The organism is Streptomyces sp. NPDC008079, assembly GCF_042957385.1.
GTDB lineage: Bacteria > Actinomycetota > Actinomycetes > Streptomycetales > Streptomycetaceae > Actinacidiphila.
Window position 1 is genome coordinate 70,943 of record NZ_JBIBIC010000015.1, and the last position, 16,000, is coordinate 86,942.

The 16,000-nt window shown below is 70.8% G+C and carries 12 protein-coding genes; 2 read left to right on the forward strand and 10 right to left on the reverse strand.

Translation table 11 applies throughout. The annotated features are described in order from the left end of the window. Window positions 1-19 precede the first annotated feature (19 nt). Entirely contained in the window at window positions 20-2,131 is a 2,112-nt protein-coding gene (locus ACFZAM_RS26860) for an MFS transporter (RefSeq protein WP_391049887.1), read from the reverse strand. 512 nt (window positions 2,132-2,643) lie between these two features. Between ACFZAM_RS26860 and ACFZAM_RS26865 the strand changes: the two genes are divergently transcribed. After that, a complete protein-coding gene (locus ACFZAM_RS26865; RefSeq protein ID WP_391049889.1) occupies window positions 2,644-3,522 on the forward strand; it encodes an SMP-30/gluconolactonase/LRE family protein in 879 nt (292 codons plus the stop codon). 51 nt (window positions 3,523-3,573) lie between these two features. Here the strand turns inward: ACFZAM_RS26865 and ACFZAM_RS26870 are convergent, their stop codons facing one another. From ACFZAM_RS26870 to ACFZAM_RS26905, 8 genes are all read right to left on the reverse strand, one after another. After that, entirely contained in the window at window positions 3,574-4,575 is a 1,002-nt protein-coding gene (locus ACFZAM_RS26870; protein WP_355349039.1) for a LysR family transcriptional regulator, read from the reverse strand. Between the two features lie 202 nt (window positions 4,576-4,777). Next, window positions 4,778-5,542, reverse strand: a complete 765-nt coding sequence (locus tag ACFZAM_RS26875) for an SDR family oxidoreductase (protein WP_391049891.1) — start codon at window positions 5,540-5,542, stop codon at window positions 4,778-4,780. After that, window positions 5,539-6,297, reverse strand: coding sequence for an SDR family oxidoreductase (locus tag ACFZAM_RS26880; RefSeq protein ID WP_355349045.1), 759 nt, complete (start codon window positions 6,295-6,297; stop codon window positions 5,539-5,541). Before ACFZAM_RS26880 ends, ACFZAM_RS26875 begins: the two co-directional genes overlap by 4 nt. A gap of 67 nt (window positions 6,298-6,364) precedes the next feature. Continuing rightward, window positions 6,365-7,375, reverse strand: coding sequence for an ABC transporter permease (locus tag ACFZAM_RS26885; protein ID WP_391049893.1), 1,011 nt, complete (start codon window positions 7,373-7,375; stop codon window positions 6,365-6,367). Next, the gene (locus ACFZAM_RS26890; protein WP_391049895.1) at window positions 7,368-8,372 is read right to left on the reverse strand and encodes a substrate-binding domain-containing protein; all 1,005 of its coding nucleotides are present in this window, start codon (window positions 8,370-8,372) and stop codon (window positions 7,368-7,370) included. Before ACFZAM_RS26890 ends, ACFZAM_RS26885 begins: the two co-directional genes overlap by 8 nt. Further along, entirely contained in the window at window positions 8,369-9,415 is a 1,047-nt protein-coding gene (locus ACFZAM_RS26895) for an ABC transporter permease (protein ID WP_391049897.1), read from the reverse strand. Before ACFZAM_RS26895 ends, ACFZAM_RS26890 begins: the two co-directional genes overlap by 4 nt. Beyond that, window positions 9,412-11,019 (reverse strand): ATP-binding cassette domain-containing protein, encoded by a 1,608-nt coding sequence (locus ACFZAM_RS26900; protein WP_391049899.1) that lies wholly within the window; start codon window positions 11,017-11,019, stop codon window positions 9,412-9,414. The genes ACFZAM_RS26895 and ACFZAM_RS26900 overlap by 4 nt, the downstream gene beginning before the upstream one ends. Before the next feature lie 255 nt (window positions 11,020-11,274). Further along, on the reverse strand, window positions 11,275-12,729 hold the full coding sequence (locus tag ACFZAM_RS26905; protein ID WP_391049900.1) for a ricin-type beta-trefoil lectin domain protein: 1,455 nt from the start codon (window positions 12,727-12,729) through the stop codon (window positions 11,275-11,277). A gap of 444 nt (window positions 12,730-13,173) precedes the next feature. On the opposite strand from ACFZAM_RS26905, the gene ACFZAM_RS26910 reads away from it, so the two are divergent. Continuing rightward, window positions 13,174-14,646 carry a serine hydrolase gene (locus ACFZAM_RS26910; protein WP_391049902.1) on the forward strand — a complete coding sequence of 491 codons (1,473 nt, stop codon included), beginning with the start codon at window positions 13,174-13,176 and terminating at the stop codon, window positions 14,644-14,646. A gap of 36 nt (window positions 14,647-14,682) precedes the next feature. Here the strand turns inward: ACFZAM_RS26910 and ACFZAM_RS26915 are convergent, their stop codons facing one another. Next, window positions 14,683-15,969, reverse strand: a complete 1,287-nt coding sequence (locus ACFZAM_RS26915; RefSeq protein WP_355349063.1) for a cation:proton antiporter — start codon at window positions 15,967-15,969, stop codon at window positions 14,683-14,685. Between the last annotated feature and the right edge of the window lie 31 nt (window positions 15,970-16,000).

The following is a 16,000-nucleotide window of genomic DNA, read 5'->3' on the forward strand; positions in this document are numbered from 1 at the left end:
TCACGTCGGGAGCGGGGGCTCAAGCCTGCTTGCCGAGCGCGGACAGATCATCGGTGGTGATGACGTCCGCCTGGCTCGGGAACACCTTCTCGGTCAGCACGCGGTGGACCTCCGGATCGGGGTCGCCGGTCGCGTCCTTGAGGACATAGAGCCGGTAGTCCTCGTCGGCGGCGTGCCGCACGGTCGAGAGCACCACGCCCGAGGTGGAGAGCCCGGCGAGGACGAGCGTGTCGATCTCCTGGCCGAGCAGCGTCGGGTGGAGTCCGGTGGCGGCGGAGAACGCGCCGACCCTGACCTTGCGCACCACGATGTCGCCCTCCCGTACGTCGAGCGCGTCGTGCAGGTCCGCCTCCGGGCTGCCGTCGGCGAGGAATCCGTGCCGGGCGACGGGGGCGAAGGACTTGTTGCGGTCGGGCACGGCGGCGAAGTCCTCCGGTGCGAAGGCGACGCGGACGTGGACGACGCGGATGTCCAGCGAACGTGCCCAGGCCAGGGCCTGTTGGGCGCGGGCGAGCACGGCCTCGCCGTCGGGAACGGCGGCCAGGACCGCGGGCTGGAAGTCCATCAGCAACAGGGCGGTACGGGAGGCGACGACGGGCTGGGCGGGGGTGGTCATGTCGGTACTTTCTGAGAGACGCGGATCACCTGAGCGGTGCGGTTCAGCGGTGTGGTCGTGTGGGGCGGGGGGATCGACCGCCGCCGCGGAGCCCTGTCGGACACCGGCCAGGTGGCGGTCGAAGACGGTCATGAGGAGGACGACGGCGCCGATGGCGACCAGCGACCACGAGATGCGGTGCAGGCCGGTGTCGTCGACGCGGCTGTGGAAGGCGATCCCGGTGATGGCCGCCGAGGCGATCGAGCCGATGTACCCGAAGGTGCGCAGCAGCCCCGAGGCCGTGCCGACGCTCTCGGGCGGGGACTCGCGGTAGAGGACCGTCTGGTTGGCCACGGTGCTCGCCCCCGAGGTGAGGCCGAACAGCGCGGTGACGGCGACGACGGCGGCGACCGGTGTGTGCGCCGTGAGCGGCAGGGCGGCCGCCGCGCCGAGCAGCAGCAGGACCGCGGAGCCGATCAGCACGCCCCGCACCGATGTGCGGCGCGAGGCGATCCGGGCCGTGACGGCCGACAGGGCGCCCATCGGGACGAGGACCAGGCCCGCCTGGTACGCGGACAGCCCGTGCGCGGCCTCCAGCCACTGGGTCAGACCGTAGAGGATCACATAGGTGCCCATCAGAGTCAGCCCGTTGCGCAGATACGTGCGGGTCAGCGCGGGCTTCGAGGCGAGCAGCCGCACATCGAGGAACGGACGGGCGGCCCGCAGTTCCCAGGCGACGAGTGCTCCCGCCAGGACGATCGCGGTCGCCAGCGCGGTCCAGTCCGGCGTGGGCAGCCCGGTCAGGAAGACCAGGAGCGAGGTGAGGGCGCCCGCGAAGCCCGCCATGCCGACGACGTCGATGCGTACGGCCAGCTCGCGCGGTGAGCGGCCCCCGGCGCGGGCGGGGTCCTTGTCGATCCACAGCAGCGCCATCGCGAAGGCGGCACCGGCGGCCGGGACGTTGACCAGGAACGCGGTCTGCCACCCGAGCCCGCCGACGAGCAGCCCGCCCACGGCCGGGCCGATCGCCACGGTGGCCGCACCGGCGACCGCCAGACCGCCGAGGACGTTGCCCGGCGGATCCTGGAGACCGACCGCGGTCGCCCGGCGGCGGATCAGCAGCATCGCGGAAGGGTAGGCGGCGGACGTGCCCGCGCCGATCAGGACGCGGGAGAGCACCAGGACGGGCAGATTCCAGGCGATCGCGCCGATCACGCCCGCGGCGAGCACGATGAGCGTGCCGGTCAGGAACACCCGGCGCGGGCCGAACACCTCCGCCAGCCGTCCGGCCGCGGGCTGCGCTATCGCACTGGTCAGATAGAGGCTCGAAATCAGGATCGCGGTCCGCCCGACCGGTATGTCCAGCGAGGCGGCGATGGGGACCAGAGCCGTCGCGATCACCGAGCTGTTGACCGGATTGAGCGCGGCCCCCATGTACAGCGGGGTCACGAAGCGCGCGCCGAAGGGCTTTACCCGCCCGTCGCCGTGCGCCCCGCTGACGGGTACCGGTACGGCACCGCGTGCGATGACCTTCACCGCGTGACTCCTCTCGCTTCCCGCGCCCGCCGGTCCCCTGCCGCCCGCGTTCGGGCGTGGTCCAGGGCGGATCACAGCGGCCCCGAATAGGCAGGCTGCCTGTCGAATAGATTAGCAGGTTGCCTGCCTATCTGTGAGGGGTCCCCGTGCAGGGTCCTGCTCGGGTTCTCGTGCGAGGTCCCCGTGCGGGCTCAGGACCTGGTGAGGGCCTCGGTGGCATTCCGAACGGCCGCTGGGCGCGGCGGCCCGCGCCTTCATCAGGGCGGTGCTGCACGCACCCCGGCCGGAGGGACTCCTTCCCACCGCTGTGAATTGGGCCGTGCGCGACCACGGGAAACGGCCCATTCGCAGCCCGGATCCCCACTATCCGCTATCCGCCGTTGACAGTGGCCACAGCCGCGGGCGAGGTTGTCCGGCAGGGGCCGCCGCGACCGCCCGGAACAGCACGCAGAAGAGCACGCGGCCGAAGAACACGCGGGAAAACGTGGACGTCACGCGGAAACGGAGTCGTCATGGGCAGTGTGCGGACCTACACCGATCTGGATGTCGCGGTGCGCAGCGACACCTCCGAGGTGGGGGAGGGCCCTGTCTTCGACCCCAGGACCGGCAGGCTGGTGTGGGTCGACATCTACGGCGGCACGGTCTACGAGGACGACCTGGCCACCGGGCGGCAGACCGTGACGGAGGTCGGTGTCATGGTGGGCGCGGTCGCGCCGCGGGCCCACGACGACGGGTTCGCCGCCGCCGTGGCCGGCGGATTCGGCTTCCTCGTCGACGGCGTGACCACCGTCGTCGACCCGGTCCTGCCGGAGCCGAACCTGCGGATGAACGACGGCAAGGTGGACGCCCGCGGACGGTTCTGGGCGGGCAGCAACGACATGCGGTTCGCTTCCGGCCAGGGACGGCTCCACCGCTGGGACGCAGACGCCCCGAGCGTCGTCGTCGCGGACGGGCTGGTCCTGCCGAACGGACTGGGCTGGAACGCCGACAACACCGTGATGTACCTGGCCGACAGCTACGCCCGACTGCTCTACCGCAGCGCGTTCGACGCCGACTCCGGGGAACTGGGCGGCCTTGAGGTCCTGACGAAGACCGAGGGCTCCGGGGTCCCCGACGGCCTGGCGGTCGACGTCGACGGCTGCTTCTGGACAGCCATGCACGGCGGCGCCGAGGTACGGCGCTACGACCCGGCGGGCCGCGTGACCGGACGCGTACCGGTGCCCGTCCCGCAGCCCACGAGCTGTGCCTTCGGCGCCGACGGCAGGCTGTACGTCACCTCGGCCCGCGAGGGCCTGTCCGCCGAGGATCTGGAGCGCTCCCCGCTGTCCGGCTCCGTCTTCGTCGTCGCCACGGACACGCGCGGCGTCCCCGTGGCGGCCTTCCGCGGCTGAGACGGGAAGGCCGCTCCGGGCGCGTACGGCGGCGGCGTCCGGGCGACCGGCTCAGGCCGTCGGCGGAAGGGGCCGTACGCTCGCCGGGAGCGGCGTGCGGCCCTGCGCGTTGAGAAAGGCGCAGACGGCCGCGTTGCTCGAACGCCGGCGGGGCCAGAACAGCGCGACGTCCCGGTGGGCGGTGGGCGACTCGATACGGCGGACGGTGAGACCGTCCGTCGTCGTTGTCTCCACGGCCAGTTGGTTGATGATCCCGATGCCGAACGCCGACCGGACAAGGGCGATGAGCGTGGCGGGATGATCGGTGAGATAGGCGATGTCCGCCTTCGACTCGTACTCCCCGAGCATGTGCCGCAGGTCGTAGCCGCCGCCCTCCTCCTCGGAACCGGCCGGATTGCCGATGAGGGGCCGGGAGAGGATGTCGTCCACGCGGACGGTCGCCTTGGTCGCCAGCGGATCGTTGTCCCGCATGACCGCGACGATGTCCTCCCGCCAGATCGTCCGGTGGCACAGCGTGGGCTCGCGCATCTTCGGCAGCGTCGGCCGGAAGGCGATGTCGACCGTGCCCGTCGCGACGGCCTCCTCCAACGTGGCCGCGGTCCCTTCCCAGAGCTCGACGGTGAGACCGGGATGGTCGGCCTTGAGGACCTGGAGGAGCGTCGGGAGATAGGTGGAGCTGACCGACGGGTAGCTGGCCACGGTGAGGTGGGCGACGATCTGGTCCTGCGTACTGCGGGCGGCGTCGACACCGCGCTGGAGTTCCTGGAGCGCCGCCCGCGCGTGACCGTAGAAGAGGTCACCCGCCTGCGTGGTGCAGACCGGGCGGGCCTTGCGGTCGAAGAGCGTGACCCCCAGGGCGTGTTCCAGCGCCGCTATGTGCGCGCTGACCCGCGACTGCGAAAGGTGCAGAGTATGCGTGGCGGTGCCGAATCCGCCCCGGTCGGCGACCGCGAGGAAGCTGCGCAGCCACGCTGTCTGCAGAGACATCGCGTCGCGGGGAACCGTGGTCCCCTGCTCGGACGGGACGTCGTTGTCACCTGTGGACAGGGTCACTGACGGTTCCTTTCGTGTGCGGCCAAATTACCCGATCGCCCCCCGGGCCACTACGGGCGTGCAGGACATCAATGCCTGATCAGCGCGGTCCGGCCGGGTACCGGGGCCGCCTCTCTCGGACGGCGTCGTCCGCGAGAGGCGGCCCCGGCGGACCCCGGACCGTCACTCCCCGGCGTACGGCCGGTCCCCTTCCGAGGACGGCTCACGCCGCGGTCAGGCCGCCGTCGACGATCAGCGCCGCGCCATTGATGAAGCGGCCGTCCGGGCCCGCGACGAAGGCGATCGTGGCGGCGATCTCCTCGGGCGAGCCGAGCCGTCCGTCCAGTTGGCGGGCGGCCATCGCCTGCCGGGCCGCGAGCGGATCGGGGGCGTTCGCGACGATCTTGTCGATCCACTCGGTTGCGACGGTGCCGGGGCAGACCGCGACGCACCGGATGCCGTCCTTGGCGTGGTCCACCGCGATGGCCCGGGTCAGCCCGACCAGCCCCGCCTTGGAGGCGCAGTACGCGGCCCGCCGGGCGAGGCCGACCTGGCCCGCGACCGAGGCGACGTTGACGACCACGCCACCGCCGTTGTCGAGCATGAGCGGCAGCATCGCGCGGGTGGTGAGGAAGGGCCCGGTGAGATTGACCGACAGGACGCGGTCCCAGTCCTCGTCGCTGGTCTCCAGCACCGTCGCGGCGAGTCCGGTGCCCGCGACATTCACCAGCAGCGCGGGCGTCCCCAGCGTGACGGCGACTTCCCTGGTGACCGAGCCGACCGCGTCGGGATCGCGCAGGTCGACGGGGAAGGCGCGGGCCGTACCCCCCGCCTTCTCGATCTCCGCGCAGGTCCGCGCCAGCCCGTCGGCGTCGATGTCCAGCACCGCGAGGTCGTATCCGGTGTCCGCCAACCGGAGCGCCGTGGCCCGGCCGATGCCGGACGCAGCCCCGGTGACCACCGCGACCCGCGGCTCCCGGGCGCTCACGAGTACGCCAATCCGGGAAGCGCGCCGTCCATCGCGTACCCTCCGTCGACATCGAGACCGGCTCCGGTGGTGTAGCACGCCTCGTCGGACGCCAGGTAGCAGATGGCCGCCGCGATCCACTCGGGCGGCGCGATGCCCAGCGGCACGCGGGACTCCAGCGCCCGCTCGACGGCGGGTGTGTAGATCGGGTCGCTCATGCCGGTACGCACCGGCCCCGGCCGTACGCAGTTGACCGTGATGCCGTGCGGGGCGAGTTCGGACGCCATGGTCCGCGTCATCGCCTCGAGACCGCCCTTGGTCGCGGTGTACGGCGCGGCGCCCGGTTCGGAGACGACGGCGTGCACCGACGAGACGTTGACGACGCGTCCGGGAGTCTTCGTGTCGACCATCATCCGCGCCACCGCCTGGGCGAGGAAGAACGGCGCCGTCAGGTTCACCGCGAGGACGCGGTCCCAGTCGGCGCGGCTCACGTCGAGGAAGGGCGCGATGCGCAGGATGCCCGCCACATTGGCGAGCACGTCGACGCGCCCGAAGCGCGACCGCAGGGTGTCGGTCAGGACGTCGGCGGCGTCCGCCGCCGCGACATCGAGGGTGAGCGTGCTCAGCCGGTCGCGGTCGGGCTCGGGCCACGGTGCGTCGTGGCGGAGGTCGACCGCGAGCACCTGGGCGCCTTCGGCCAGCAGCCGCACGGCGGTGGCCCGGCCGATACCGGAGTTGGCGCCGGTGACCACCGCGACTTTGTGGGTGAATCTCATTGATCGCCTGCTTCTTCGTCCATGGGTCGAGTTGTTGAGTGAGGTACGGCGGCTGTGACGGCGGCGGTCAGGCGGTGGCCGATCGTGGGCGTACCCAGCGCACCAGACCGTCCCCGCAAGCGGCGACGAAGATGAGCGCGCCGGTCACCATCTGCTGGTCGTAGGAGGCCAGTCCGAGCAGGCTCATGCCGTTGGAGAGGAAGCCGAGGAACAGCACCCCTGTCGCGGTGCGCAGCAGGCTGCCCCGACCGCCGAACAGACTGGTGCCGCCGAGGACCACGCCGCCGACGACGTTGAGCAGCAGGGGGCTGCCCATGCTCGCTCCCGCCCCGGCCAGTTCCGAGGTCAGCACGACACCGGCCAGCGCCGAGAACAGACCGGCCACCGCGTACACGCTGGTCTTCATGAGGGGGACGTTGACCCCGTTGATCCGGGCGACCTCCTCGCTGGCTCCCAGCAGCAGGACCCGGCGGCCCCACGCCGTCCGCGTCAGGGCGACCTGTGCGACCACGTACAGCCCGACCGTCATCCACACGGCGTACGGCACACCGCCGGGCCCGTCGATGCTGAAGTCGACGAAACCGGTCGGGACGGGGGCGATCGTCCTGCCGTGGCTGAGCAGCGTCGTGGCGCCGCTGACGACGTACAGCGCCGCGAGCGTCACCGCGAACGGCACGACGGGCAGCCTGGCGACCAGCAGTCCGACCAGCACACCGATGGCCGCCCCGGTCAGCAGCGCGAACGTGATGCCCGCCGCGACGCTGTCGGTCGTGGTGATGACCCACGCCCCCGCGACGCCGCTGGCGCCGATCACGCTCCCGGTGGACAGGTCGATGCCGCCGGTGAGGATCACGAAGGTCGCGCCGATGGCGGCGATCGCGACGACGGCCGACTGGCTGAACACATTGGTGATGTTCGACGACGTCAGCAGGCCGTCGGTGGTCAGGCTCAGGACGGCGATCAGCACGGCGAGGGCCGGCAGCATCGACAGATCGCCGAACCAGGCGGGACGACGGGCCGGATCACGCAGCCACGACAGGCGGCCCGGACGCGATCCGGTGTCGGCGGTCTCAGGCACCGCAACCCCACACCTGGGAGCTGACGGCCGCGAAGTTGGCCTGGTCGAGGGTCACGCCCGCGCTCTGGACCGTCTTGGGGTTGACGGTCTGCTTGGCCAGCGCCGTGGCGATCGACGCGACGGCCTCCTTGCCGAACTGGTCGACGCGGGTGGCTATGTCGGCGTCGAGGGTCTTGTCCTTGATGGCCTTGCAGCCGTTCTCGTCACCGTCGATCGTCACCAGGAACACATGCTTGGGGTCGCCGACCGGAGCGAGCCGCTTGGCGGTGGTGAGCGCCGACTGCACCGACGGCAGAAGGAAGTCCGACGGAACGAAGATCGCGTTGATGCCGGAGTCCTTCTGCAGCGCGTTGGAGGTGCCGTCCAGCGCCTGGGACGGGTCCCAGTTGGTGGGGACCCGGCTGACCACCGTGACGTCGGGGTTGCCGTCAAGTGTGTGGTCGAAGCCGTCCCTGCGGCCGATCGCGTTCTGGTCGGTGAGCGCGCCCACCAGCTCCAGCACCTTCAACGGCTTGGACTTGGCCGCCGCGGCGAACTCGTCCGCCGCCAGCTTGCCGTCCGCCTTGGGGTCGCCGGTGATCTGGAACGTGATGTCCTGTTCGTCGGCGACCGCCCGGTCGATGGTCACGAAGGGAACGCGACGGGCCTTGGCCAGGCTGATCGAGGAGGCGATCTGCTTCCCGTCCTGCGCGATGACGATGAGCGCGTCGACCTTGCGGGTCTGGATCAGATCCTGGATCTGCGACGCCTGCTTCTGCGCGTCCTGGTCCGCGACGGAGAAGACGACCTTGTAACCGGCCGCTGCCGCCGCCTTCTCGATGGAGACCTTCTCCGAGGTGCGGATCGCGTTGAGCAGATCGAAACTGACCCCGATCGTGCCGTGCTTGCCCCCGGACGTCGATCCCGCCCCGGATTTCGAGGACGAGCCACAGGCCGTCAGCGCCAGGCAGGCCACGGCCGCGACGGCCGCGCATCTTGTGATCAGGTTCGGCTTCATCTGAGCTCCTTCAGTTTCGTTGCGCCGGCCTCCGCGGGCACGGTCCGGGGGCCGTCCGACGGAGAGGTACGGGTCGGACCGAACAGCCGGACCGGATTGCGCCACCGGACGGCGGCGGCGAGAACAGCGACGAGTAGAACGGCGCCCCGGACGATGTCGAAGACATAGGGAGAGGCCCCGGAGAACACCAGTCCGGTCTGCGCGGTCGTGAGGACGAGGGCGCCCAGGACGGTGCCGGTGATGCTGCCGCGGCCACCGAACAGACTCGTCCCGCCGAGGACGACGGCCGTGATGACCGTCAGTTCGTAGCCCTGGCCGATGGACGGCTGAACGGCGCCGAGGCGGCCGGTCTGGGTGAGGGACGCGAGCGCGGCCAGCAGCCCGGCCAGCGCGTACGCCCCGACGGTCACCCATTTCACCGGCAGGCCCGCGTTGACGGCGGCGTCGCGGTGGGAACCCACCGCCTGGAGATACCGGCCGAACAGCGTGCGGCTGAACACCCAGCCCCCGCCGAGCGCCGCGGCCGCGGCCAGCCAGACCGGCGCGGGAACCCCCAGCACCGCCGATGTGCCGATGTGCCGGAGATTCGCCGGGAGGTTGATGTTCTGCTGGCCGGTGATATGACCCCCGGCGCCGCGGAACACCTGGAGAGTGGCGAGGGTGACGATGAGGGCGGGCACCCGGCTCGTCGCGACCGCGGCGCCGTTGAGCAGCCCCATGCACACCCCCGCCGCGGCGACGGCGAGGAACACCACGCCCGCGGGCCTGCCGATCAGGGCGTCGCTGGACTCGACGGCGGCGGCCAGGAACAGCATCGAGCCGACGGACAGGTCGATTCCCGACGTGATGACCACGTAGGTCGCGCCGACCGCGGCGATGGTCAGGGGACTCGCCTGTACGGCGATGTTGCGGAAGTTCGCCGTACCGGCGAAGCCGTCGTAGGACACCGACAGAACGATCAGCAGCACCGCCAGCACGGGCAGCAGCGGCTGTCGCCGCACCAGCGCGCGGGGGCCGTCGTACAGCCACGAAGGGGTTCTCATCGGACGCCGCCCGTGGCGAGCCTGATCACCGTTTCCTGAGTGGCCTGGGGCCTGTCGAGAATGTCAACCAATCTGCCGTCGTGCATGACCCCGACGCGGTGGCTGAGGCCGAGCACTTCCTCCATTTCCGAACTGATGAGCAGGATGGACGATCCGCTGTCGGCCAGGTCGATGAGAAGACGGTAGATTTCCGCCTTGGCGCCGACGTCGATTCCCCGGGTCGGCTCGTCCAGAATGATCAGACGTGGTTTCCTGGCAAGCCACTTGCCGATGACGACTTTCTGCTGGTTTCCGCCGCTGAGTGAATTCCCGCCGGATTCCAGGCCGCCGCGGGCGACGAGCCCGACCTTGGCGGCGAGTTCCTGGGCCAGACGCCGTTCGGCCCGGTGGTCCAGCCAGCCGCCCTTTCGCGCGGCGGAGACCGAGCCGAGGTCGACATGGGAGAGACTTTCCCGAATGGGCCGCTCCAGAAAGAGCCCTTCGTGCGCGCGGTCCTCGGTGACGAACGCGATTCCGGCAGCGATGGCCGCGCGGACGTCGCCGCGGCGCAGCGGCTGCCCCGCGATCTCGATGCGCCCGGTCCTGCCGCCGAGCCCGAAGACGGCCCTGGCGACCTCGGTGCGACCGGAGCCCATCAGCCCCGCGAGCCCGAAGATCTCGCCCTTGGCGATGTCGAACGAGACCCCGCTGACGCGTGCGTCGTCGTCGAGGTCCCGCACCGAGAGCATGGTCTCGGACCGCGGACGCGGAAGCGCCGGGTATCCCCGGGCGAGTTCGCGTCCCACCATGAGGGCTTCGAGCGCGCTGCGGTCCAGTTCGCTCGTCGGGCGGTCGCCGACGACCTGTCCGTCCCGCATCACCACGATGCGCTGGCTGAGCCGCGCGATCTCCTCCAGATAGTGCGAGATGTAGAGAACCGCCACTCCGTCGGCGCGCAACTGCTCGATGATCCGCATGATCAGTTCGCGTTCCGCGAGGTTGAGCGAAGCGGTCGGCTCGTCGAAGACGATGGCCCGCGGTTCGGTGGCCAGCGCCTTGGCGATCTCCACCAACTGCCGCTGCCCGGCGGACAGGTCCCGTACGAGCGCCTCCGGGCCGAAGCGCGCGCCGACGCGGTGCAGGACGGGCGCCGCGAGCCGCTTGAGGTGTCCTGGCCTGACGGTCAGCGAGCGGCCGTCGCGCAGCCGGCCGATGAGGATGTTCTCGGCGACCGTGAGATCCGGGAAGAGACTGGTCTCCTGGTGCACCGTGGCAACACCTGAGCGCTTTCTCGCAGCGCCCGTTCCGGCACCGCCCGTCCCGCCCGCCGCACCCGCCTTGTCGGCGTCGGCGCCGGGCCCGCCGAAGTCGACCCGCCCGGTGTCGGGACGCAGGATTCCGCCGATGATGTTCTTCACCGTGGATTTCCCCGCGCCGTTTTCACCCGCCAATGCGACGACTTCGCCGCCCGATACGGTGAAGGACACATTCTGGACCGCCGCGACACCGTCGAACGTTTTCGACACATTGCGCACCACGATCGCCGGCGCCCCGCCCGTCATCCTCGGCTCGCAATTCCGGCAGACATGTTTCCTCCGTGAAGTGATGGGGACGTCCCGGTACACCTGATCTGACGCCCCGGTACACCTGATCTCCGGACGCCGTATATCGGCCTGTCAGGATGCGGATGACGCTAAGGCCAAGAGTCGTGCGTGTGAAGTTCGTGTTTCGGGAGGCGTCAATCCGTTAAGCGAATGGCCCGGAGCGGCGGCTTCCGCCGCCTCCTGCACGGTGCCGCCGCCCGCCGACTCGGCGAGCGCCGCCGGCCGCGGGGTGGAGTCTCCGCGACCGGCGGCGCATGTGCCCGGCAGGCGTCCTCGTCACAGGAGCTGCCATTTCTGGTTGGTGCCGTTCCCGCAGGACCAGAGCTGGACGTTCTGGGCGCTGTAGAGGTCGGCGTCCAGGCAGAGGTGCGAGTCGACGCCGCGGACCGTGCCGTCGGAGAAGAACAGCCACTGCTGGTTGGCGGTGCCCAGACAGTCATGGCTGATGACATGAGTGCCGTTGGTCTTGCCGAAGCCCTGGGCGTCCAGGCACTTCGTCCCGTTGTAGACGCTGATCGCGCCGTTGGACTGGCGTGTCCACTGCTGGTTGTCGCCGGCGCCGCAGCCCGCCACCTGGAGCTGGACGTCATTGACGTGGGACGCGCCGGGGACGTCGAGGCACGCGGTGTACCCGACATCGCGCAGCCGGGTCGTGCTCGCGCCGGACGCGCCCCAGGCGTATTCGAGGCGGTTGACGGCCGTCTGGTTCGGGACCCACAGCGGCAGATTCTGGGTGCCGCCGCCGTACGCGCTGTAGAGCCTGAGGATGTTCAGCGAGTCGTGGTCGGAACTGGTGGTCCTGCCGCCGATGCCGTGGCACCAGATCGTGCCCAGGTTGTACTGGCGGGCGACATCGGTGACGGCCCGCAGGAAGGCGACTTCCTTGGGCGTGGTGCTGCTGGGCGTGGCGTCGTAGTTGATGCCGTTGTCGGCGTCGGCGCCGAACTCCTCGATGACGGTGCGCGAGGAGCAGTTGCCCATGTAGGTCTTGATGTCGTTGACCCAGTCGCTGTACGACCGCGCGCCGTAAGGGAAGGCGTAGCGGTGCATCGCGAGATAGACCCCGTTGAAACGGGAGTCGTTGCACAGCGGCCTGAGGTCGCTTCCCCAGCCGCCGCCGTCGGCCTGGGCGCCCTCGATGAACATCCGGCTCCTGGGCAGCCCGGCCGCGCTCGCCCGGGCGATCCAGTTGGCGGCGAAGTCGAGCCACTGGGGAGTGGTCATGCCGACGGGCTCGTTCATCGGGTCGAAGTAGATGAGCGGATTGCTCAGATACCGGGCGATCTCCGTGTCCCACATCTGATTCCAGGTGGGCAGGTAAGCGCTGGTTATCGTGTTGCTGCCGTCCTCCGACCAGTAACAGAGAATGACCTTGAAGCCCTTGGCCGTCGCCGCGTCGATCACGGCGTTGTAGGTGTTCCAGTTGACCGTGGCGGGATTCATCGGCAGCCGCACGGTGTTGGCGCCCAGAGTGCTCTGGAACGCGGCGAACATACCGTCGGCCTTGGTCCTGGCGGAGTTGTAGTCGTCGTTGGCCGACAGGCCCTGGAGCACGAGCCTGTCGAAGGTGAAGTTGTCCCCGAGGCGCGACCAGTGCACGCCGTGGAACTGGCTGGGGTTCAGGGGGGTTTCGGCGGCGGTGGCCGATGTCGCGGCGGTCACCGTCATCAGCGGGACCACGGTGAGCATGGCCAGGGCGATCAGCACCCAGGTCAGCAGACGGCGGCTCATACGGGGTGGAGCGGGTGCGATCACCATGGGGTGGGGGGGTGGCATGACGTCCTCTCCGGCGTGGCGCGAATTGCCGAACACGGCCCGACGTGGGCGGCAACGCGCCGTCGACAAGTTGGGGATGAACGTATCGACGCCTCCCATCTGCGTCGATCGCGTCTTTCGGAAGGCGGTCATCCGCGGGACGAATAGCGGGAGTTCTCGACGGTCGGGCCGCCGATAAATCCGCACCCGTTATGCGAATGGCGGCCATTCGGAATGCGAAATGCCCGCTATTCGGCGCGACCGCATCGCGTCATCGGGGCCGTACGGGACCCGGCGGAGGGGACGCGGCGGCCCCGCGCGCGGATCTGTCCGGCGGCCCGCCGACGACACCCCCCTGGACACCCGTGCCGGGGCGCGGCGAGGATGGCCGTCGAAGATCCAGCAGCAGGAGGAAGCCCGATGACCGCTCACCCGCTGCCCGTCAGCAGCCCGGCCGCGCAAGGCGTCGACGCCCGCGGAGTCCAGGCGTTCCTCGACGCGATCGAGGCGGCGCCCGGTGTCGAACCGCACGGCCTGATGATCCTGCGGCACGGCCGCGTGGTCGCCTCCGGCTGGTGGGCTCCCTTCACCGCCGACCGGCCGCACCGGCTCTACTCGATCAGCAAGAGCTTCACCGGATCGGCCGTGGGCTTCGCCATCGAGGAGGGACTGCTGGACCTGGACGCCCGGGTCATCTCCTACTTCCCCGAATTCGACGCCGACATCACCGATCCCGGAAGCCGCGCCATGAAGGTGCGGCACATCGCCTCCATGGCCAGCGGTCACCTGTCCGAGACCGTGGTCCAGGCGCACGCGATCGACGCGGAAGAGCCCGTCCGCGGCTTCCTGCTGATCCCGCCGGACCGCGAGCCGGGCTCGGTGTTCGCGTACAACCAGCCCACCACGTACACCCTCGGCGCCATCATCCAGCGCGCCACCGGACAGACGCTGACCGAGTACCTGCGGCCCCGGCTGCTCGATCCGCTCGGCATCGGCGAGACGCTGTGGGAGCGCGACAGGGCGGGCCGCGAGCTGGGCTACAGCGGGCTGCACGCCGCCACCGACGCGGTCGCCCGACTCGGCCAGCTCTACCTCGACAAGGGCGTGTGGGAGGGCGAGCAGCTCCTTCCGGCGTCCTGGGTCGCGCAGGCGACCCGCGCGCACGTCGACAACAGCGACGGCTCGCCCGAGGCGCGGAACTCCGACTGGGCGCAGGGATACGGCTTCCAGTTCTGGATGTCGCGCCACGGCTACCGCGGTGACGGGGCGGTCGGGCAGTTCTGCGTCGTGCTGCCCGAGCAGGACGTGGTGATCGCGATCACCGCGAACACCGATCTCATGCAGTCCGTGATGGACATGATCTGGGAGCACCTGCTGCCCGCCTTCGGACCGGAGCCGGTGAGCGCCGCGGGGCAGGACGCGGCGGAGAGCGCCGAGGACGCGGCGCTGCGCGAGCGGCTGTCCCGGCTCGTCCTCCCGACGGTCGAGGGGGAGGCGGCGCCCGCCGACACCGAGGCGTGGTCCGGGGTGCGGTTCGCGCCGCGCGACGGCGAGGCCGAGGCCCAACCGAGCCTGACGGCGGTGCAGTTGACGGCCGACGGCGACGGCTGGATCCTCACGCTCGACCAGGCGAAGGACGAGGACGAGCCGCCGTTCGCGCTGCGCTTCGCAGGGACCGGCTGGGCGGTCGCCGAACGGCCCGCCGTCCCCGTACCGACCGCGGTCAGCGCGGGCTGGACCGACGCCGACACCTTCGTCGCCGAGCTGGGATTCCTGGAGACCCCGCATCACTTGACGCTCACGTGCTCGCTCGCCGCCCGCGACTTCACGGCGTCCTGGCAGGGGAAGCCCCTGCGTCCGACACCGCTCAGCTCGTTCGGCGTGCCCCGCTGACCGCGCCGCGTCCGGCCCGGCGGCGAGGCCGCGTCCTCACTCGCTGACGGCGGAGACCTTCGACGGAGGCGGGGCGGCGGGGACGGCGGGCGCGTCCGGGACGCCGCCGTCCCGCCGGTCCCACAGCGCCAGCAGCGGCGTGGCCATCACCGTGGTCACCAGCGCGACCAGGACGAGCACGGTGAACATCGACCGCGTCACCACGCCCTCCGCCAGCCCGACGTTGATGGCGATGAGCTGCATCAGCCCGCGCGCGTTCATCAGCGTGCCGACCCGCAGCGCCACGGGACCGCTCTGCCCGGCGAGCCTGGCGGCCAGCCAGCACGCGCCGAACTTCCCGACCACGGCGGCCAGCGTGCAGCCCGCGGCGAACAGCAGCAGCGTCGGGTCGGTCAGCAGACCGGTGTCGGTGTTCAGCCCGGAGTACGTGAAGAACAGCGGCAGCAGCAGGACGCGGCTGACCGGCGCCGCGGCCTCCAGCGTACGGTCGATCCTCGGCGCCCTCGGATACGCGACGCCCAGGCTGAAAGCGCCGAAGACCGCGTAGAGGCCGATCCGGTCGGTGTACCAGGCCGCCAGGCACAGCAACAGCAAGGTCACCAGCAGCAGTTGATCCGAGGGCAGCCGCTCCGCGATCCGGATCGCGGGACCGCGCAGCCGCACCAGTGCGAACAGTACCACCGCGAGACCGGCCGCGCCCGCCACCGCGAGCACGACGGGCCCGGAGGTGCCGCGCGACAGGCTGAGGACGCCCGCCAGCAGAATCCACGCGACGACGTCGTCCAGCGCGCCGGCAGCGAGCGAGATGGTGCCGAACGCCGTGTCGGTCAGGCCGCGTTCGGTGATGATCCTGGCCAGCATGGGGAACGCGGTGATCGACAGTGTGACGCCGACGAAGGGCGCGGCCACGTACATCGGCACACCGGCGGGAGCGGTGTGCACCGAATCGCGCACGGCCCACACCAGCGCGGTGCCCAGTGCCAGCGGTACGAGAATCCCGGCCGTCGAGATCAGCGCGGCGGGTCTGGCCACCGGTTTGATCCGGTCGACGCGGAATTCGTACCCCGCCTGGAACATGAAGAGCACCAGACCGAGTTGCCCGGCCACGTACAGCACGGGCCGCAGGTCGGCGGGGAAGACGGCGTGCTCCCACGAGGGGGCGACGAGGCCGAGTACGGAGGGACCGAGGAGCACGCCCGCGATCATCTCGGCCACCACGGGCGGCTGGGCGAGCGGGCGCAGCGCCCAGGCGGCGATCCGGCAGGTGAGGAGGATGACGACGACGGCGAGCAGGAAGGCGGGGCCGAGCGCGGTCGCGGACATGGCGGGCTGCCCTTCGGCGGGTGCGGATTCA

What these genes read in the sequence shown, in the direction of transcription:
- ACFZAM_RS26895 (WP_391049897.1), bottom strand. Translation starts at nt 9,415, where the DNA reads ATGAGAACCCCTTCGTGGCTGTACGACGGCCCCCGCGCGCTGGTGCGG.
- ACFZAM_RS26905 (WP_391049900.1), bottom strand. Translation starts at nt 12,729, where the DNA reads ATGAGCCGCCGTCTGCTGACCTGGGTGCTGATCGCCCTGGCCATGCTC.
- ACFZAM_RS26890 (WP_391049895.1), bottom strand. Translation starts at nt 8,372, where the DNA reads ATGAAGCCGAACCTGATCACAAGATGCGCGGCCGTCGCGGCCGTGGCC.
- ACFZAM_RS26915 (WP_355349063.1), bottom strand. Translation starts at nt 15,969, where the DNA reads ATGTCCGCGACCGCGCTCGGCCCCGCCTTCCTGCTCGCCGTCGTCGTC.
- ACFZAM_RS26910 (WP_391049902.1), top strand. Translation starts at nt 13,174, where the DNA reads ATGACCGCTCACCCGCTGCCCGTCAGCAGCCCGGCCGCGCAAGGCGTC.
- ACFZAM_RS26880 (WP_355349045.1), bottom strand. Translation starts at nt 6,297, where the DNA reads ATGAGATTCACCCACAAAGTCGCGGTGGTCACCGGCGCCAACTCCGGT.
- ACFZAM_RS26865 (WP_391049889.1), top strand. Translation starts at nt 2,644, where the DNA reads ATGGGCAGTGTGCGGACCTACACCGATCTGGATGTCGCGGTGCGCAGC.